At 44.0% G+C, this 18,700-nt stretch carries 24 protein-coding genes; all 24 read left to right on the forward strand.

Annotated features, from left to right (window positions below):
- The first annotated feature begins 60 nt into the window (after positions 1-60).
- The 24 genes from xerC (at position 61) to fliQ (ending at position 18,697) form a co-directional block, all read left to right on the forward strand.
- Positions 61-969, forward strand: a complete 909-nt coding sequence (gene xerC / locus CHH91_RS08960) for a tyrosine recombinase XerC (protein WP_095223108.1) — start codon at positions 61-63, stop codon at positions 967-969.
- Between the two features lie 15 nt (positions 970-984).
- Positions 985-1,533 carry an ATP-dependent protease subunit HslV gene (hslV, locus tag CHH91_RS08965; RefSeq protein WP_095223109.1) on the forward strand — a complete coding sequence of 183 codons (549 nt, stop codon included), beginning with the start codon at positions 985-987 and terminating at the stop codon, positions 1,531-1,533.
- A 2-nt stretch (positions 1,534-1,535) separates the two neighbouring features.
- On the forward strand, positions 1,536-2,924 hold the full coding sequence (gene hslU / locus CHH91_RS08970; protein ID WP_095223110.1) for an ATP-dependent protease ATPase subunit HslU: 1,389 nt from the start codon (positions 1,536-1,538) through the stop codon (positions 2,922-2,924).
- A 17-nt stretch (positions 2,925-2,941) separates the two neighbouring features.
- Positions 2,942-3,718 carry a GTP-sensing pleiotropic transcriptional regulator CodY gene (gene codY, locus CHH91_RS08975; RefSeq protein WP_095223111.1) on the forward strand — a complete coding sequence of 259 codons (777 nt, stop codon included), beginning with the start codon at positions 2,942-2,944 and terminating at the stop codon, positions 3,716-3,718.
- 411 nt (positions 3,719-4,129) lie between these two features.
- The gene (gene flgB, locus CHH91_RS08980; RefSeq protein WP_095223112.1) at positions 4,130-4,528 is read left to right on the forward strand and encodes a flagellar basal body rod protein FlgB; all 399 of its coding nucleotides are present in this window, start codon (positions 4,130-4,132) and stop codon (positions 4,526-4,528) included.
- A 2-nt stretch (positions 4,529-4,530) separates the two neighbouring features.
- On the forward strand, positions 4,531-4,986 hold the full coding sequence (flgC, locus tag CHH91_RS08985; protein WP_095223113.1) for a flagellar basal body rod protein FlgC: 456 nt from the start codon (positions 4,531-4,533) through the stop codon (positions 4,984-4,986).
- A gap of 13 nt (positions 4,987-4,999) precedes the next feature.
- Positions 5,000-5,299: a flagellar hook-basal body complex protein FliE gene (gene fliE / locus CHH91_RS08990; protein ID WP_095223114.1), complete on the forward strand. Its 300-nt coding sequence runs from the start codon at positions 5,000-5,002 to the stop codon at positions 5,297-5,299.
- A gap of 76 nt (positions 5,300-5,375) precedes the next feature.
- Positions 5,376-6,989: a flagellar basal-body MS-ring/collar protein FliF gene (gene fliF, locus CHH91_RS08995; protein WP_095223115.1), complete on the forward strand. Its 1,614-nt coding sequence runs from the start codon at positions 5,376-5,378 to the stop codon at positions 6,987-6,989.
- A gap of 15 nt (positions 6,990-7,004) precedes the next feature.
- The gene (gene fliG / locus CHH91_RS09000; RefSeq protein ID WP_095223116.1) at positions 7,005-8,018 is read left to right on the forward strand and encodes a flagellar motor switch protein FliG; all 1,014 of its coding nucleotides are present in this window, start codon (positions 7,005-7,007) and stop codon (positions 8,016-8,018) included.
- A complete protein-coding gene (gene fliH / locus CHH91_RS09005; RefSeq protein ID WP_176465738.1) occupies positions 8,011-8,757 on the forward strand; it encodes a flagellar assembly protein FliH in 747 nt (248 codons plus the stop codon). The genes fliG and fliH overlap by 8 nt, the downstream gene beginning before the upstream one ends.
- On the forward strand, positions 8,757-10,067 hold the full coding sequence (gene fliI / locus CHH91_RS09010; RefSeq protein WP_095223118.1) for a flagellar protein export ATPase FliI: 1,311 nt from the start codon (positions 8,757-8,759) through the stop codon (positions 10,065-10,067). The genes fliH and fliI overlap by 1 nt, the downstream gene beginning before the upstream one ends.
- A 4-nt stretch (positions 10,068-10,071) precedes the next feature.
- Positions 10,072-10,518 (forward strand): flagellar export protein FliJ, encoded by a 447-nt coding sequence (gene fliJ, locus CHH91_RS09015; protein ID WP_095223119.1) that lies wholly within the window; start codon positions 10,072-10,074, stop codon positions 10,516-10,518.
- A gap of 3 nt (positions 10,519-10,521) precedes the next feature.
- Positions 10,522-11,169, forward strand: a complete 648-nt coding sequence (locus CHH91_RS09020; protein ID WP_095223120.1) for a MotE family protein — start codon at positions 10,522-10,524, stop codon at positions 11,167-11,169.
- The gene (locus tag CHH91_RS09025; protein WP_176465739.1) at positions 11,162-12,547 is read left to right on the forward strand and encodes a flagellar hook-length control protein FliK; all 1,386 of its coding nucleotides are present in this window, start codon (positions 11,162-11,164) and stop codon (positions 12,545-12,547) included. The genes CHH91_RS09020 and CHH91_RS09025 overlap by 8 nt, the downstream gene beginning before the upstream one ends.
- The gene (locus CHH91_RS09030) at positions 12,544-12,987 is read left to right on the forward strand and encodes a flagellar hook capping FlgD N-terminal domain-containing protein (RefSeq protein ID WP_095223122.1); all 444 of its coding nucleotides are present in this window, start codon (positions 12,544-12,546) and stop codon (positions 12,985-12,987) included. The genes CHH91_RS09025 and CHH91_RS09030 overlap by 4 nt, the downstream gene beginning before the upstream one ends.
- Positions 12,988-13,011: 24 nt before the next feature.
- Entirely contained in the window at positions 13,012-13,839 is an 828-nt protein-coding gene (gene flgG / locus CHH91_RS09035) for a flagellar basal body rod protein FlgG (protein WP_095223123.1), read from the forward strand.
- A 39-nt stretch (positions 13,840-13,878) separates the two neighbouring features.
- The gene (locus CHH91_RS09040; RefSeq protein ID WP_095223124.1) at positions 13,879-14,097 is read left to right on the forward strand and encodes a flagellar FlbD family protein; all 219 of its coding nucleotides are present in this window, start codon (positions 13,879-13,881) and stop codon (positions 14,095-14,097) included.
- The gene (locus CHH91_RS09045; RefSeq protein ID WP_095223125.1) at positions 14,087-14,500 is read left to right on the forward strand and encodes a flagellar basal body-associated FliL family protein; all 414 of its coding nucleotides are present in this window, start codon (positions 14,087-14,089) and stop codon (positions 14,498-14,500) included. Before CHH91_RS09040 ends, CHH91_RS09045 begins: the two co-directional genes overlap by 11 nt.
- A 32-nt stretch (positions 14,501-14,532) precedes the next feature.
- Entirely contained in the window at positions 14,533-15,534 is a 1,002-nt protein-coding gene (gene fliM / locus CHH91_RS09050) for a flagellar motor switch protein FliM (RefSeq protein ID WP_095223126.1), read from the forward strand.
- Positions 15,527-16,654, forward strand: a complete 1,128-nt coding sequence (fliY, locus tag CHH91_RS09055; RefSeq protein WP_095223127.1) for a flagellar motor switch phosphatase FliY — start codon at positions 15,527-15,529, stop codon at positions 16,652-16,654. The genes fliM and fliY overlap by 8 nt, the downstream gene beginning before the upstream one ends.
- A gap of 26 nt (positions 16,655-16,680) precedes the next feature.
- Positions 16,681-17,043 (forward strand): response regulator, encoded by a 363-nt coding sequence (locus tag CHH91_RS09060; RefSeq protein WP_095217667.1) that lies wholly within the window; start codon positions 16,681-16,683, stop codon positions 17,041-17,043.
- Between the two features lie 17 nt (positions 17,044-17,060).
- Complete coding sequence (locus CHH91_RS09065; protein ID WP_095223128.1) at positions 17,061-17,747, forward strand: flagellar biosynthetic protein FliO; 687 nt, start codon at positions 17,061-17,063, stop codon at positions 17,745-17,747.
- A complete protein-coding gene (fliP, locus tag CHH91_RS09070; RefSeq protein WP_095223129.1) occupies positions 17,740-18,405 on the forward strand; it encodes a flagellar type III secretion system pore protein FliP in 666 nt (221 codons plus the stop codon). The genes CHH91_RS09065 and fliP overlap by 8 nt, the downstream gene beginning before the upstream one ends.
- 22 nt (positions 18,406-18,427) lie before the next feature.
- Positions 18,428-18,697 (forward strand): flagellar biosynthesis protein FliQ, encoded by a 270-nt coding sequence (gene fliQ, locus CHH91_RS09075; RefSeq protein ID WP_038560224.1) that lies wholly within the window; start codon positions 18,428-18,430, stop codon positions 18,695-18,697.
- Positions 18,698-18,700 lie beyond the last annotated feature (3 nt).

Raw genomic sequence — 18,700 nt, forward strand, 5'->3', positions numbered from 1 at the left:
GTTTGCTTCTGTGCTTGAAGTTGTGATAAGCTTTATACGCTTGAAGTGAGGCGATTAAAAATGAAAAATGCAGAACAGTTCGTACAAGAGTTCAAATCTTATCTGCAGGTGGAGAAACATGCTTCCCCGCATACGGTTTACTATTATCTGAATGATGTGAATTTTTTCCTGGAATTCCTGCATTCGGAATCTATTTCGTTTGAACAAGTAGATCCAAGTGTAGTACGCGTATTCCTTACACAATTATATGAGAAAAAGCTGTCAAGACGAACGGTATCACGTAAGATATCCAGTCTTCGTTCTTTTTACAAATTCCTGGAGCGGGAAGATATTGTTGCAGCAAACCCATTTCTGCGGCTGGTTCAGCCAAAGGCGCCTGCTTATGTACCAAGCTTCCTATACGAACAGGAGCTAGAGAAACTGTTCGACGCCTCCGATTTGGAATCCCCGCTGGGGCAGCGGGATCAAGCTATCCTTGAATGTTTATATGGCACTGGTATGCGTGTCAGTGAATGTGCTGGCATTGCATTGGGCGATATAGATTTGTCAATAGGGACTGTGCTAGTCCGCGGGAAGGGACGTAAGGAGAGATATGTTCCGTTCGGCAGTTTCATGGAAAGAGCAATTCAGAGATATTTACAGGATGGACGCAATCGTCTTTTGGAAAAGGCGAAGGAAGATACCGATAAACTGTTTTTGAACAGCAGAGGAAAACCGATTACGGAACGGGGGATTCGTCTCATCCTGAATAAACTGGTTGAGCAGTCCGCTGTACATATGCACCTGCATCCGCACAAGCTGCGCCACACATTTGCCACGCACATGCTGAATGAAGGTGCTGATTTGCGTGCTGTGCAGGAACTACTTGGTCATGAGCATCTGTCCTCTACACAGATTTATACGCATGTGACGAAAGATCGGCTGCGTACGATATATATGAATACCCATCCGAGAGCGAATCGGGAATAAAGGAGATGGAAAGCCATGAGTTCGGAATTTCATGCCACCACTATTTTCGCCGTACGTCATAAAGGTGAGTGCGCGATGTCTGGAGATGGACAGGTGACACTCGGCAACCAAGTTGTCATGAAACATAAAGCAAAAAAAGTCAGAAGGCTATTCAAAGGCCAGGTGCTGGCAGGTTTCGCTGGTTCCGTAGCTGACGCGTTCACGCTATTTGAGAAGTTCGAGGGGAAACTGGAAGCCTATAATGGCAACCTCGCCAGGGCTGCAGTGGAATTGGCGAAGGAATGGCGCAGTGACCAAGTCCTTCGGAAGCTGGAAGCGATGCTGATCGTGATGAACAAAGAGCAAATGTTTCTTGTATCAGGGACTGGGGAAGTCATTGAACCAGATGATGATATTCTGGCTATCGGCTCAGGCGGCAATTTTGCTTTAAGCGCAGGACGCGCTCTGAAAAGATACTCAGAAGAGAAGTCTGCAGCTGAAATTGCTCGGGCTGCCCTTGAGATAGCTGGAGAGATCTGTGTATTCACGAACGATCAAATCACGTTGGAGACATTGGAGGCGTAATGATGGAGGCTAATTTGACCCCGAAACAAATCGTAGCGCAGCTGGATCGTTATATCATTGGTCAGCAAAATGCAAAGAGATCAGTAGCCGTGGCATTACGGAACCGTTATCGCCGCATGCAGCTCGATAGTGAATTGCGCGATGAGATAACACCGAAGAATATTCTGATGATCGGGCCGACAGGTGTTGGTAAAACAGAAATCGCCAGAAGGCTGGCGAAGCTGGTTGGGGCACCCTTTATTAAAGTGGAAGCTACAAAGTTCACAGAAGTCGGTTATGTCGGCCGTGATGTAGAATCGATGGTGCGGGATTTGGCTGAAGCATCCGTACGGCTTGTCCGGGAAAACAAGATGGAAGCTGTGCAGGATAAAGCAGGGGAACAAGCTAAGAAGCGCCTCGTCAAGCTGCTTGTACCTGAAACGAAAAAGCAGGCGAACAATTTCAAGAATCCATTCGAGATGCTCTTTAATCAGCAGCAGAGTGAAGAGCAAGAAGAAAAACCTTCTGATGAAATCGAATCCAAACGAGCTCGTACCGAACGGATGCTCGAAATGGGCGAGCTGGAAGACACGATGGTGACAATAGAGATTGAGGAGCAGCAATCCTCGATGTTTGATATGCTCCAAGGATCCGGTATGGAGCAAATGGGAATGAATATGCAGGATGCTTTAGGACAATTCATGCCGAAGAAGAAGAAAAAGCGTCGTTTGCCTGTATCTGAAGCACGGCCGCTTCTTGTTCAGCAGGAAGCGCAAAAGCTGATTGATATGGACGAAGTATCACAGGAGGCGGTACAGCTTGTGGAACAAGCTGGCATCATCTTCATCGACGAGATCGATAAAGTCGCTGCCAAGGGCGACCAAGGTGCTAATGTATCCAGAGAAGGTGTCCAGCGAGACATTCTTCCAATCGTAGAAGGTTCTACTGTGACTACAAAGTACGGTCCTGTTAAGACAGATCATATTCTATTCGTCGCAGCAGGCGCCTTTCATATGGCAAAGCCTTCAGATCTTATTCCGGAGCTGCAGGGACGCTTCCCGATTCGTGTTGAATTGGAGAAACTATCGGTCGAGGATTTCAAGAAGATCCTTATCGAGCCTTCCAACGCTTTGCTGAAGCAATATAAGGCTTTATTGGAAACAGAAGGTATAAATGTGGAGTTTACGGACGAAGCTGTTACCAGACTAGCGGAAGTGGCTTTTGAAGTGAACCAGGAAACTGATAATATCGGCGCTCGCCGTCTGCATACAATCTTGGAGAAGCTGCTGGAAGACTTGAGTTTCGAAGCGGCTGATATTACCATGGGGACAATCCAGATCACCCCGAGCTATGTAGATGACAAACTAGCATCAATTGCAAAAAACAAAGATCTGAGTCAGTATATTTTATAACATTACAGGAGGAAATCATGAAATTATTAGATAAAGCAAGGGATATAAACTTTATGCTGCAAAAGACAGCAGGAAAGGCTGTCAACTTCAACAATATGTCAGAGACATTGCAACAGGTTATAGAGAGTAATATCTTCATCGTAAGCCGCCGTGGTAAATTGCTCGGCGTTTCGATCAACCAGGCAATCGAGAATGACAGAATGAAGCAAATGCTCGAAGAAAGACAATTTCCTAAAGAATATACAGAAGGACTATTCCAGGTTCAGCAAACAACTGCTAACATCGGTATCGACAGCCCTTACACAGCATTCCCTGTCGAGAACAAAGATCTTTTCCAGGGTGGCTTGACAACAATTGTACCGATTATTGGTGGTGGTGAACGCCTCGGTACATTGATCCTTAGCCGTCTTGCAGAAAACTTCAGTGATGATGATTTGCTGCTTGCTGAATACGGCGCTACAGTTGTCGGAATGGAGATCCTTCATCAGAAAACAGCAGAAATCGAAACAGAAGCGCGCAGCAAAGCCGTTGTACAAATGGCGATCAGCTCTCTTTCTTATAGTGAATTGGAAGCAATCGAGCATATCTTTGAGGAATTGGATGGCAGCGAAGGTTTGCTGGTAGCTAGTAAAGTAGCAGACCGTGTCGGCATTACACGTTCCGTTATCGTTAATGCATTACGTAAGCTGGAAAGTGCAGGAGTTATCGAGTCACGTTCTCTAGGAATGAAAGGAACTTATATTAAAGTCCTTAATAATAAATTCCTAGTTGAATTACAAAAACATACAAGCTAAACCAGAAGAAGCAGGCCAAATAGCCTGCTTCTTTTATTTGGCTTTATTTGTGACTCTTATACTATGTTTTGTGTATTTGAACTCGTAAAATAGAAAGCCCTTACAAATATTTCCGTTTAGTGTAGGAAAAAGTGTTTAGAAATTACACATTTATAGGGAAGATAACTTGTCTAAAATAGGGAAACATTAGATTTTAATCAGGTTATATAAAAAGTTAATACCTATATTACCTTGATTTCTGTAAGCTACTGGTTAATGCATAGGTACAAAGGATTAGTATGCTTAGACCATTTTTACATATATAAGAAAATTATCATAGAATATATAGACACATCTTCCTCGTTTCAATACAATTATCGTGTACATTAGAGCTGATTCGACGGTAAACATAGCACTCTGGGAGGGACTACGATGGACCTATATGGCAAAACGATTCAATCGTTGGATCGATCATTAGATTATGCCAATCTTAAAAATCAGACCATTGCTAATAATATAGCTAATGCAGATACACCTGGGTATAAGACAGAAACAGTTTCATTTAAAGATACATTGCAGGAAACGATGGACGCAGGATTTACCGCAAAACGTACGAATCCGAAGCATTTGGTATTCGGCAGTACAGAGTCAGCATCGGAATTCCAGGTAACCAAGCAGGAGGATACCTCCTATACCAACAGTGGGAACAACGTAGATATTGATAAGGAAATGTCCGAATTAGCGGATAATCAACTATACTATCAGGCGCTTGTTGACCGGATGAGCGGAAAATTCAACAGCCTATCAAAAGTAATTACAGGAGGTAATTAAGTTTGACGATTTTTTCTTCCTTAAATACTAGTGCAAGTGCGCTGACGGCGCAGCGTTTGCGGATGGATGTTGTATCATCCAATATTGCGAATGCAGAGACGACACGAGCAACCATTGACGAAAACGGGAACTATGTTCCGTACAGACGAAAGATGGTTTCCCTGGAGACTCAGAATACAAACAGTTTCTCTTCATTCCTTGAACGAGCGCAAGGCAATTCAACTAGTTCTAACGGTGTAAGGGTTTCTGAAATCACTGAGGATGAAACGGAATTTCAGATGGTTTACAACCCAACTTCACCTGATGCGAACGAGGAGGGTTATGTAGCAATGCCAAATGTTGACCCTTTGAAGGAAATGACAGATCTGATGAGTGCTACACGTTCATATGAAGCTAACGTCACAGCCATGAATGCAACAAAGGGAATGCTTCAAAAAGCTTTGGAAATCGGAAAATAAAGGAGGATGACAAATGGCAGTTGAAGGAATCGGCGGATTGGCCGGCACGAGCGGTCTGACTAACATAAAGCAGACAACGCCAGCTCAGGCACAATCAAGCTTTACGGAAAGCTTAAAATCTGCAATCGATAGCTTGAATGAAACACAGCAAGCATCAGATAAAATGACTCAAGATCTTGCTGCAGGAAAGATTGATAACCTGCATGATGTTATGATTGCGTCTCAAAAAGCAAGTGTAGCACTGGATGCAGCTGTACAAGTACAGAAGAAAGCAATCGATGCTTATACAGAAATGATGCGCATGTCTATGTAGAAGGATATAGGACGTATCCTCAGTCAAAGTAGATATGCTTTTATTATGAATTTGACCTATGCTTTGGGGGAACAAGATGAATCAGCGAATTGCAAGTTACAAAGAAAAGATAACTAGTTTTTGGCAGACAAGACCTGGATGGCAAAAAGCACTATTAATATGTACCCCGATTGTTCTTATTCTAATCATCGGAATCACATCTTTTTTTGCAAATAAAGAGACGATGGTTCCATTGTATAAAGATCTTTCTGCTCAAGAAGCTGGGAAGATAAAAGAAGAATTGGATGCACAGGGCGTAACGTATGAGCTTGAAGGAAATGGATCGACCATACTTGTACCAGATACACAGGCTGAAGGACTGCTTGTAGATTTAGCAGCAGAGGGTCTGCCGGAAACAGGCAGTATTGATTACTCCTTCTTCAGCAACAACGCTTCATGGGGTATGACGGATAACGAATTCGATGTTATTAAATTGGATGCCTTGCAGACCGAACTGTCTACGCTTTTGACCAATATAGACGGAATCAAGAGTGCTGAAGTACTGATAAATAAACCTACTGATCCCGTATTCGTAACAGACGAGCAAGAACAAGCCTCTGCATCGATCGTGTTGAATACAGAAACAGGGTATGACTTTCAGCCCGAACAGGTAGAAGCAATGTATCGATTGGTTTCGAAGACCGTGCCAAATCTACCTGAAGAAAATATTGTCATTACTAACCAGGATTTTGAGTACATCAACATGGATACAGCAAATGCTGGCGGAGATGCTTATACAAACCAGATGGGCATTAAGCAAGAAGTTGAACAAGGAATACAGCAGCGCGTGCAGCAAATGCTGGCTGCCATGGTTGGTGCGGAGAATGTTCGTGTGTCGGTAACAACGGATATCGACTTTGATCAGGAAACACGTACGGAAGAACTTGTTGAGCCAGTGGACGAAGAAAATAACGAAGGTCTGCCGGTAAGTGTGGAGACTATCACAGAAACATATGAAGGCGAACCAACGGAAGAGGGCGGGGTTGCAGGAACTGGTGAAGAAGAGGTTCCAAATGTAGCTGCCGAGGACGAAACTACCGGAGACGGCGCTTATAACAATGTGAAAGAATCTGTGAACTATGAATTTAACAAGATAAAGAAAGAAATTACCGAGAGTCCTTACAGCATCCGTGATATAGGCATTCAAGTTGCTGTTGACAGCAACAAGAACACTGAAGCCCAGAACGGAGAGGCTCAACAGCTTACACAGCAAGAACAAACACAAGTAGAAGAAAGCATTACCTCGATTCTGAATTCGATCGTGTCGACTTCTGTAGATGCGGAAGTAGCTCAGACCGTAAATCCTGAAAACAGTGTTTCAGTAGTCTTTCAGCCATTTGCTGCAAGTCAGGGCTCACAAGCAGATGATACAGCAGGTTCAGGAATTCCAGTATGGGCATATATTGCTGGCGGCGTTCTCTTGGCTGCTGTAGCAGTACTCGTATTCATGCTTATCCGCTCCAGAAGGAATCAAGAAGAGGAAGAAGATTTGCTGGAGGAAGAAGTGAGAGCAACACCTGTTGTTGTCGAAGATATAGATGATACGCAAGAAACGGAATCCACACTGAAACAAAAACAACTGGAAAAATTAGCACAAGAGTCACCAGAGGATTTCGCAAAATTATTACGAAGCTGGATGGCTGAAGATTAAAGGAGCAATGAAGGAATGGCAGCTGTGAAAGGACGTTTGACAGGAAAACAGAAAGCGGCGGTCTTGATGATCTCTCTTGGAGCTGATACGGCTGCGAACGTATATAAGCATTTGACAGAAGAAGAGATAGAGCGCATGTCTCTCGAGATTTCTTCGGTCAAGAAAGTGGACAGTGCAGAGAAGGAATCTATCATTGATCAATTCCACCAGATTGCCATTGCTCAGGATTATATATCCCAAGGCGGAATCGCCTATGCAAAGTCAATCCTGGAGAAAGCTTTAGGAGAGGATGAAGCTGCTGCAATTATGAACAGGCTGACATCCACCCTGCAGGTAAGGCCATTTGATTTTGCGAGGAAAGCAGATCCAACGCAGGTTCTCAATTTTATTCAAAATGAGCATCCTCAGACAATTGCACTGGTGCTTTCTTATCTTGATCCGGAACAATCTGGTCAGATTTTGTCAGAGTTACCACAGGACATGCAGGCTGATGTTGCAAAACGAATCGCTACAATGAGCAGTACATCACCTGAAATCATCAGTCAGGTAGAACAAATACTCGAGAAGAACTTGTCTGCAACTGCGACACAGGATTATACACAGACTGGCGGTATCCAAGCCGTTGTAGAAGTACTCAATGGAGTTGACCGCAGTACAGAAAGGACCATCCTTGATGAACTGGAAGTGCAAGACCCTGAGCTTGCAGAGGAAATCAAAAAGCGAATGTTTATCTTTGAAGATATTGTCACGTTGGATAATCGAGCGATACAGCGTGTCATTCGCGAAGTTGAAAATGATGACCTTAAGCTTTCACTGAAAGTGGCCAGCGATGAAGTGAAAGATATTGTATTCCAAAACATGTCTGACCGGATGGCGCAGACGTTCAAGGAAGAAATGGAATTCATGGGTCCTGTACGCTTGAAGGATGTAGAAGAAGCACAAAGCCGTATTGTTTCAGTTATTCGACGATTGGAAGAAGTTGGCGAGATAATCATATCCCGTGGCGGAGGAGATGACATCATTGTCTAATATCTGGCAATCAGTTGCAGTGAAAGAGTCAAAAGTAATTGGTATAAAACCTATTAAGATATCGCTTGAAACAGCTGATGATACCGAAGAAGCTTTATCTTTCCAAGCTGAGAAGGAACGGTCAGAGCAGTACCTCCAGGATGCCAAAACAGAAGCTGACCAAATGCTTACAGCTGCCAAAAAGGCAGTAGAAGAGCAAAGGATGCAATGGGAGTCAGAGCGGCAGGCATTTATCGAGCAGGCACAGCTGGAAGGATATCAGAAAGGTTTTGAAGCTGGACAGCAGGAAGGTTTGCAATCCTATCAAGCCAAAATGGAAGAAGCACAAAAGTTGATCGAACTGGCGCAGCAAGACTATAAGGCAACGGTTGAAAGCAGTGAGGACGTACTGCTTGATCTTGGGCTAAAGCTTGCAGAAAAGATTCTTCATGCAAAGCTTGAAAAAGAGCCGGAAAGCTATCTATCGATCGTTAAGGGCGCGATTGCTGACTGGAAGGAACGGAGCGATCTACGCCTTTACGTTCATACAGATAGCTATGAACTTGTTCTGCAGCAGAAAGAAGAATTGACTTTACTCACTGGAAAAGACTTTGACCTTATGATTATGCCTCAGCATGATTTGCCTGTAGGCGGCTGTATCCTTGAAACCAAGCATGGAAGAATTGATGCGAGTATCGATTCTCAGCTGACCGTCCTGCGCGAGAAGCTATTTGAGATCAGGCGAGAGGAAACTATCTGATGTTAGGGCGATACATTGAAGAGCTTGATAAATTAGATACTTATAAACGATATGGAAGAATCCATAGAGTTGTTGGATTACTGATTGAATCACACGGTCCGGTCACAAGTGTCGGAGAAATCTGTTATATTCATCCTTCTTCAAGTTCTGGCGAAAGGTTTTTGGCAGAGGTCGTCGGATTTGATGACGAAAAAGTTCTCCTCATGCCTTTTGCTCCCTTGAAGGATGTCGGGCCTGGCTGCCTTGTTGAAGCGACCAGTTCACCATTGTCGATCAAGATAGGTCATGGCTTGATTGGGAGCATAATTGATCCGCTAGGACAGCCATTAGATGGCAGTATGCTCCCTAAAGGCTTGAAATCCTTTACGACAGATCGTAATCCGCCGAATCCTATGACTAGGCCTCGAATCTTAGAACCGCTGGAAACAGGTGTACGGGTAATCGACAGTCTTTTGACAGTCGGTCAGGGACAGCGAGTTGGAATTTTCGCCGGAAGCGGCGTAGGTAAAAGTACGCTTCTGGGAATGATAGCCCGGAAATCAAGTGCCGATGTCAATGTCATTGCATTGATTGGAGAGCGCGGAAGAGAAGTTCGCGAATTTATTGAGAAGGATTTGGGCGATGAAGGCATCAAAAGGTCGATAATCGTTGTGGCAACATCTGATCAGCCGGCTCTTATGCGGATTAAAGGTGCTTATACTGCAACTGCTATTTGTGAGTATTTCCGTGATCAAGGAATGCATGTCAACTTGATGATGGATTCGGTCACTCGGGTAGCGATGGCACAGCGTGAAATCGGTCTTGCCTCAGGCGAACCGCCAACGACAAAAGGTTATACACCCTCTGTTTTTGCAGCTTTGCCAAAACTGCTTGAAAGAACCGGTACAAATGAACTTGGGGCAATTACTGCATTCTACACCGTGCTTGTGGATGGTGACGACATGAATGAACCGATTGCCGATACAGTACGAGGTATTTTGGATGGTCACTTCGTTTTAGATCGGAAATTAGCGGAACAAGGGCAATTTCCAGCTTTGAATGTCCTTAAGTCAATTAGCCGGGTGATGCCGCAAATTACCGATGACGAAGTCTACCAGCTAGCACAGCGTTTACGGACAATGCTTGCACTATATGAAGAAAACCGTGAACTGATTCAAATCGGTGCATACAAAAGAGGCACGAATAATGAGATCGATGAAGCAATTGATTATCAAAAATCGATTCTGGAGTTCCTAAAGCAAGGTATGCATGAGTTTACCAGTCGTCCAGACACAATTCAGCTTATGAAGCAGCTGCTGGGAAAGGGATGATGTAATGGCTGAAGCAAAGGTATTCGAAAAGATATTGCGTATGAAGGAACGGGAACGAAAAACCGCACAGCAAGCTTTTGCAGAAAAGCAGCAGCAGTTCGAAGCAGCAGCAACTACTTTGTATGAACTGCTCAAAAAGAAAGAAGATGCCGAACAGCAGCTGTCCAATGGCTTAGCGGCTTCTGTTTCTATCCAGCGGCTGTCTGAACATCATGATTTCCTGGAAACGATCAACCGGCGTATTGACCGGACCCAAATAGCTGTACAGTTCGCTCGTAACGCTATGATGGAAAAACAGGAGCTGTTATCGGAAGCATACATCGAAGTGAAAAAGATCGAAAAGCTTCTAGAGAAGAAGAGGCAGGAAGCATGGCGCAAGCTGCAGGAAGAAGAAAATAAGCAGATGGATGACATATCGATCCGCCAATTCTTAGCAAATGGAGCACGATAGTATATGGCAAAACAAAAACAAGATCAACCAAAGAAAAAAGGCAAAGGAAAAGGATTTCTCCTCTACTTCTTATTACCTGTCGTACTGGCAGCAGCACTTGTGATTGCAATATTAGAGTTCTCAGGTGTATCTGTTGCAAAGCTGGCCTCTGGTATTCCAGTCATCGGGAACATGGTCAATGATGATTCTGCCGCAACATCGGGCAATACTGCAGATGCGGAAAAGCTGAAACAGCAGCTTAAGGATCAGCAAGCGACTATCGATATGATGAAAGAAACAGAGGATGCTAAAAATACGGAGATTGATGATTTGAATCAGCAAATCGTCAAACTGGAAAATCAAATTAACGGCACTGAACCTGAAGCTGATACAGCTGCAGCACAAGCTGCTACTGCCGATGGGGAGACAGCTGCTGGAGAAGAACCAGCGACTCCATTTAAAGAAGCTGCTGCATCCTTCAGTAAGATGGATGATGCAAAGGCAGCAGCAATCATCAGTAAGCTGGATAACGAGAAAGCTTTGGGTGTGCTTCAGGAACTATCCGGTAAAAAACGGGGTACAGTTCTTGCTGCAATGGATCCGGAGGCAGCAGCTTCTTATACAAGTGCAATGGTCGACGATGCGGAAAAGGAGGCAGAAGCAGTTGAATAATGTCATTATGTCTATGCTCCCGACAAGCGCCACTCCTAATGTACCGCAGAAGACATCTGCACCGTCTGATGTGTTCCAAAGCTTATTCCAGCAAGTCAGTTCCAAAACAGGCGAACCGGATGTGAATGATCAAGCTGGCAGTGAAACGATGCTATTAGATGTGCAAGACCAGCAGGATATGCAGGTTATTCTGGATGCATTATTCGACAAAGTTCCGGCCGATGGCACCCTTGAGCTTGAAGAGCAGCCTGAAGATGCTTGGGAACTGCTGGAACAAGTATTTGGAGAGAATCAGCTAGCGGTTTATCTGCCGGCACAATTAAAAGAAATGGCAGAAAATGTTTTGGGAAATATCAAACCGAAAGACAATGAGTCAGCGGTGAATGACCTAATGGATCAGCTTGAGCAATTGCAGGAGCAGTTGTCTACGGGCAGTGTTCCGGTGACAGGCATGGTAAGCAATAGTGAAAAAGGAATGGTTTCTCTGCAAGCCATAGCTGCAGGTACAAAATTTTCGAGTATCCCTTTGCTAAATATAAAAGATACACTAGCTTTTAAGTCTGCTATAGATAGTACGTCTGTCCAGAATGCAGTGAGTGATGAAGTTTCAGATACCTTGTCAGCTAAATTAGATAGACGTGAAACACTGGCTGTGCTATCGAATCGTTCACTGACAGGATCCAGCCTGCTGGAATCCCAGGCTGCCAGAAATCAAACAGCATTGACGCAGCAGTCGGGGACAAAGCTAACAGAGACTGCTAACGCGGTTCGTCAGCTTGTGGACGCGGCTGCCGATAGCGGAAAAGAAAAAGTACAGATGAGCACTGCCGTAACACAGCAGCGTGATTCTCAGGTTATAGATCAAAAGCAAGTCAGCATGTTCCAGGTTCCAAAGCAAGAGCAGCTCATGTTCCATTTGAAACAAGCTGATCAGACGCCGGAGCAAGCTAGTGAGGAACTTATCCAAAAGCTTGAACAGGCAGTGAAGTTCAGCGGCATTTTATCTGACAGAAACGGCTTGAAGGAATTGTCTATTCAGCTGAAGCCGGGTAATTTAGGCGACTTACAAGTGAAATTAGTACGTGAGAACGGAGACATTACCGTTCAGATTCTCGCAACATCAAAACAGGCTAAGGATTTGCTGGAATCCAATATATCAAGTCTCAAGCATATGTTCTCTCCTCATCAGGTAACAATCGCTGAGCGAGCAGATCAATTCCAGACAACGTCTGCTGAAAGTTATGATCAGCAAACGTTCCAGGAAAAAGATGAGGAACAGGCGAATCAGCAGCAGAAACAGAAGGAAAATGTAGTTCATGAAGAAAACCAATCCACCTTTGCGGACATTTTGCTTGAACAAAAGGAGATTAAGATATGACGACTACAGGAGCAATAGACTCCAGCTATTATCTGGACTCACAAAAAACTAGAACTCCAAGTGCAACGCTGGATAAAGATGATTTTCTACAGATCTTGATGGTTCAGCTGCAAAATCAGGATCCTACAAGTCCAATGGATGATTCAAAGTTTGTGGACCAAATGACTTCCTTCACTAATCTGGAGCAGGTCATGAATATATCGGAAGCTGTCCAGTCTCTTGCCGGGAATCAGACAGTCATGTCGCCTGTGCTTCAGTACAGTCATATGATCGATAAACAAGTAACGTATAACGAATATGACTTAGATACAGGTGAGATCACCGACACCATTACAAGTAAGGTTACAGCTGTGACGCAGCAAGGCGGCTATGCCGTGCTGGAGCTCGAAAATGGAAAGTCAATTTATGCAGACGCAGTAACGAAGGTAAGCAACGAATAATAAATAAGAAAAGGATGATGAAGCATGTTACGTTCTCTTTACTCTGGTATTTCTGGTATGAAAGGTTTTCAGACAAACTTGGATGTGGTTGGTAACAACATCGCTAACGTAAACACGTCAGGATATAAGAAGAGCAGAATTACTTTCCAGGATATGATGAATCAGCAAATCAAGGCATCCAACGACCCTACAGCAACTACTGGCGGTACAAATGCCAGCCAAGTTGGGTTGGGTTCAAAGATTGGTTCAATTGATAATGTGCATACACAAGGTAACCGTCAAAATACTGATCGAACTCTTGATTTAGCCCTTGAAGGAGATGGTATGTTCATCGTTTCTTCTTCACCTACAGGTAATAACGATTTAACATCGGCTGAAGTTGGCTTTACTCGAGCAGGTAACTTCTATTTGGATGGAGACGGAAGAATTGTTAATAGCAGCGGGCTATTTCTCCTTGGTACTAACGGAGAGGCCATAACGGTTCCAGAAGGTGCTACAAGTCTAAGTATCAATTCACAAGGGCAAGTGACTTACAATGACGAAGACGGAACTCTTGAGGTAGCTGGCACTATCGGGCTGGCGAAGTTTTCTAATCCTGATGGATTAATCAAGAATGGGAACAGCACATATCGAAACACGCCTAACGCAGGTTTGCTTGGTGGTGGAACTATATCAGCTCCAGGTGAAAATGGTACAGCGAACGTCGTACCTGGGGCTTTGGAAATGTCCAACGTGGACCTTTCTGAAGAGTTCACGAATATGATTATCGCGCAGCGTGGATTCCAGGCAAATACTAGAATCATTACTACATCCGATCAGATCTTGGAAGAGCTTGTTAACCTGAAACGTTAAAAGGGGGGGTGAAGGGAGTTAAAAGCTCCCTTTCATAGCATGATTCAGCTAACAAGATTAAATGGAGAATCATTAACATTGAATGCACTATTCATCGAACAGATACAATCCTTTCCTGACACAACGATCACACTTACGTCCAGCAAGAAGATCATTGTGCGGGAGTCGGAGATAGAAGTAGCGAGAAAAATACGCGAATTCTATCAATCTATCGGTTTGATTGGTGTGAAGGAGAAACAAGAAAAAAATGAACGCTAAAGTTATCATTATTATTTTATCGGTTGTCGTGATCTTAGGGGCTGGCGGATTTGTAGCATGGAATTTCTTCACGAGCCCTACGTCAGAGGCTAAAGAACCTTCGGCAACTGAGCTTGCTGAATATTCAGTAGCAACAGATGAGATCACCACTGATTTGGAGGATGGCAGTATCGTCCGGATCCAATTCCAGCTCATCACAGATGGCGAGAAAGCGAAGGAAGAAGTAACCGCACGACAGTTCCAGCTGAAAAATATCGTGATCAAGGAAATGACTGCGATCAACAAAGAGGATTTTCAGGCTGGATTGACTGACTTGGAAGAAAACCTTAAGAAAAAATTGAATGAAGAAATGCAAGAAGGCAAGATCGAAGATGTATATACGATCAGCAAAGTACTACAATAAACCACTGAAAAGCAGGAACGGAGGTGACGTGCATGGCAGAAGAGGTCTTATCACAGAATGAGATCGATGCACTGTTATCCGCTATATCTTCCGGTGAGATGGATGCAGATGAGCTGAAACAGGATGAGAAAGCCAAAAAGGTAAAAACGTACGATTTTAAACGAGCACTCCGTTTTTCGAAGGATCAGATCCGCAGCCTTACACGAATTCATGAGAATTTTGCCAGATTGCTGACTACGTTCTATTCGGCAAGACTGCGAACATTTGTCCAAATATCAGTCGCATCTGTGGATCAAGTGCCTTATGAGGAGTTCATACGATCCATTCCGACGATGACTATATTGAACACCTACAGTCTGGCACCGCTTGAGGGCAAGATTTTGATTGAGTATGATCCGACCATCGCTTTTGCGATGCTGGACAGGACTCTAGGCGGTCGCGGCAGCAGTGTAAATAAGATCAACAACTTGACTGAAATAGAAACGACACTCATGACGCAATTGTTCGAATCCGGAATGGAAAACTTAAAGTCGGCTTGGCAATCCGTAGAGGATGTTGATCCTATATTAGAAGAGTTCGAGGTCAACCCGCAATTTCTCCAGATGGTTTCACCGAACGAAACTGTTGTCGTTGTGACACTGAATTCTACAATCGGTGAAACATCCGGCATGATTAATATTTGTATCCCGCATGTTGTGCTGGAGCCGATTGTATCGAAGCTTTCTATACATTATTGGATGCAGGCTCCAGTAGACAGACAAGGAAATGAAACAGAGTTGCGGGATCTATCCGCAAGTATCCAGAAAGCTTCGATAGATTTGAAGGCGATCCTTGGAGAGACATCGATTCATGTGGAAGAGCTGTTCAACCTTAGGGAAGGTGATGTGCTAATGCTGAATCAGCAAATCGACCGACCTCTTGATGTTAGAGTGGATAATCAAGTGAAATTCAAAGCTCAGCCAGGTAAACAGAAAAATAAAATGGCGATACAAATAATGGAAGAGATTGAAACAGGGGGGGAAGAAAATGAGTGACAATATGTTGTCCCAAGAAGAAATAGATGCATTATTAAATGGACCAGCCGACAATCCGAGCAGCACAGATGATGAGCAGCACCTCCCTGAGGAAAATTTGGATTCTATGGAAGTGGATGCGCTTGGTGAGATTGGCAATATCTCATTTGGCAGTTCGGCAACAACACTATCGACACTTTTAAATCAAAAGGTCGATATCACGACACCAAAAACTGCTGTAATTAAAAGATCCGATCTATATGATAAATTCCCACAGCCGAATGTGGCGATAGAGGTCAGCTATACAGAAGGATTTTCTGGGGCCAACCTTTTTGTTATTAAGCAGAGGGATGCAGCTATAATTGCAGACTTGATGCTTGGCGGAGACGGAAATGCTCCAGCAGAAGAATTCAATGAAATCCATCAGAGCGCTGTACAGGAAGCGATGAATCAAATGATGGGTGCAGCTGCAACAAGTATGAGTACTGTATTCAGTAAGAAAATTGATATTTCTCCGCCGTCGATCGCACTGATGGACCTTTCTGCTGGTACTGGTGCCGATAAACTGCCTGAGGATGAACAACTAGTAAGTGTCTCCTTTGATTTGAAGATTGGTAACCTGATAGATTCTTCTATCATGCAGCTTTTGTCAACTGAGTTTGCCAAGGATATGGTGAACGAGCTGTTGCAGCCAGCACCAGAAGAGCCGGAAGAAACAGCTGCACCACAGCAGCAAGCTGCTCCAAGTCAAACACAGCCGGCTATGCAGCAAGCTGCGCCACAACAGAGTGCACCGCAGCGGCCTGCTCAGCCAGCACCAAATGTACAGCAAGCAGCATTTGCGAGTTTTGATACACCAGCAGCTCCGCCTGCTGAACAGCCGCGCAACCTTGACTTGCTGATGGATATACCGCTGAAGGTATCAGTTGAGCTGGGCAGAACGAAGCGCACCATCAAGGAAATCCTAGAGCTGTCTGTCGGTTCTGTTGTTGAATTGGACAAGCTTGCGGGTGAACCTGTGGATATACATGTAAATGATAAATTGATAGCTAAAGGTGAGGTTGTCGTCATCGAAGAGAACTTTGGTGTACGTGTAACTGACATCTTGAGCCAAACAGACAGATTGAAATCAATTAACTAATTTGACCATTGAGAGGAAGAGAAAATATGGGAAACAGAATTTTAATCGTAGACGACGCTGCATTCATGCGCATGATGATCAAGGATATCTTGACAAAGAACGGCTTTGAAGTAGTAGGGGAAGCACAGGATGGCCAGCAGGCTGTAGAAAAATACAAGGAATTGACTCCGGATCTTGTGACAATGGATATCACAATGCCCGAAATGGATGGAATTGCTGCAATGAAAGAAATCAGAAGCCAATATCCTGACGCAAAAGTTATTATGTGTTCTGCTATGGGCCAGCAAGCGATGGTTATCGATGCAATTCAAGCAGGTGCTAAAGACTTTATCGTTAAACCATTCCAAGCAGATCGTGTTGTAGAGGCAATTCAAAAAGCATTAAGCTAAAAAAAGGTGAGTAGGAAATGATGAAAAGAACAGTCTGGGCATGCATGCTCGTCGTATTGCTGCATCTTATCCTTTCCCCGGTTACTGCTGAAGCGGCAGCAAGCGTGGAGGATTGCTTGAAAGAAGGTGCGGCCCAATCAGATGAATGCAAAGATATGAACGAAGCCGGAAATCAACAAGAGAATATACCAGCAGCAGATTCGGCTGATTCAGCAGCTGGAGGCACATCGACCTTTCTGAATCTGGTCAAGCTTGCATTGGCGCTAGTCGTCGTGCTCGGACTGATCTATGTCCTACTGAAGTTTTTGAATAAGCGAAATCGACTTTTTCAGCAGGTCCGGGCTATGGAGAACATTGGCGGAATCGCACTAGGCAACAACAAATCCGTCCAGATTGTCCGGGTCGGTGAAAAAGTATTCATGCTGGGTGTCGGCGATAATGTCGATTTGCTTACAGAAATAAAAGATGAGCAGACAATTAAGGAACTGAGCGAACAGGATCAGCAGGAAATGAAGGCATCTGCCTTATTGGCAAACATTCTTCCAGGCAGAAAACAGCAAGAAGAGAAGCACCAAGAAGAAAAAACGGAACAAAATGAGTCAGCCAGCAATTTTGAGGATTTATTCAAAGAGGAAATAGGGAAGCTGAAGCAGTCACGGAACAGGTTGAAACAGCAGCAAAGGAAGGATACAGACAATGAATGATTTTATCAATATATTTTCTGGAACCGACCCCGAGAATGTATCTACCTCGGTCAAGTTGCTGTTATTATTGACGGTTTTTTCCCTGGCACCAGGAATACTGATCCTGATGACTTGCTTCACACGAATAGTGGTTGTGCTGTCGTTTGTGCGAATGAGTTTAGGTACACAGCAGACTCCGCCGACGCAGGTATTGATCGGGATAGCATTATTCATGACTTTCTTTATCATGGCGCCAACTTTCAATGAGATCAATGATCAGGCTATTACGCCATTGATGAATGATGAAATATCACTTGATGAGGCTTATACAGAAGCCAGCGGTCCAATCAAGATGTTCATGGCGGAAGAAACACGACAAAAGGATTTATCTTTATTTATGAATTATGCCGGTATGGAAAGACCGGAATCAGTCGAAGATATTCCGCTATCAACGCTTGTCCCGGCTTTTGCAATCAGTGAGTTGAAGACAGCTTTCCAAATGGGTTTTATGATCTTCATTCCTTTTCTTGTCATTGATATGGCAGTAGCTAGTATTCTCATGTCGATGGGTATGATGATGCTGCCGCCAGTAATCATTTCATTACCATTCAAAATTTTGTTATTCATCCTGGTGGATGGCTGGTATTTGGTCACATCCTCGTTGCTGCGAGGGTTTTAGCGAATGAAGGAGCGTAAGTAATATGAGCAGTGAATTTGTTATTTCCATCGCAGAACGCGGAATTTATACAGTACTGATTGTCAGCGGACCTTTGCTTATTCTGGCACTTGCCGTCGGTTTGATTGTCAGTATATTTCAAGCAACGACTCAGATTCAGGAGCAGACGTTAGCGTTTATTCCTAAAATAGTAGCTGTATTAGTGGGTTTGGTTTTCTTCGGTCCCTGGATGCTGACAAGAATGGTCGAATTCACTGCAGGTATCCTAGAGAATCTGGATCGGTTTGTGGGCTGATTA

This window comes from Virgibacillus sp. 7505 (assembly GCF_002272135.1).
GTDB lineage: Bacteria > Bacillota > Bacilli > Bacillales > Amphibacillaceae > Terribacillus.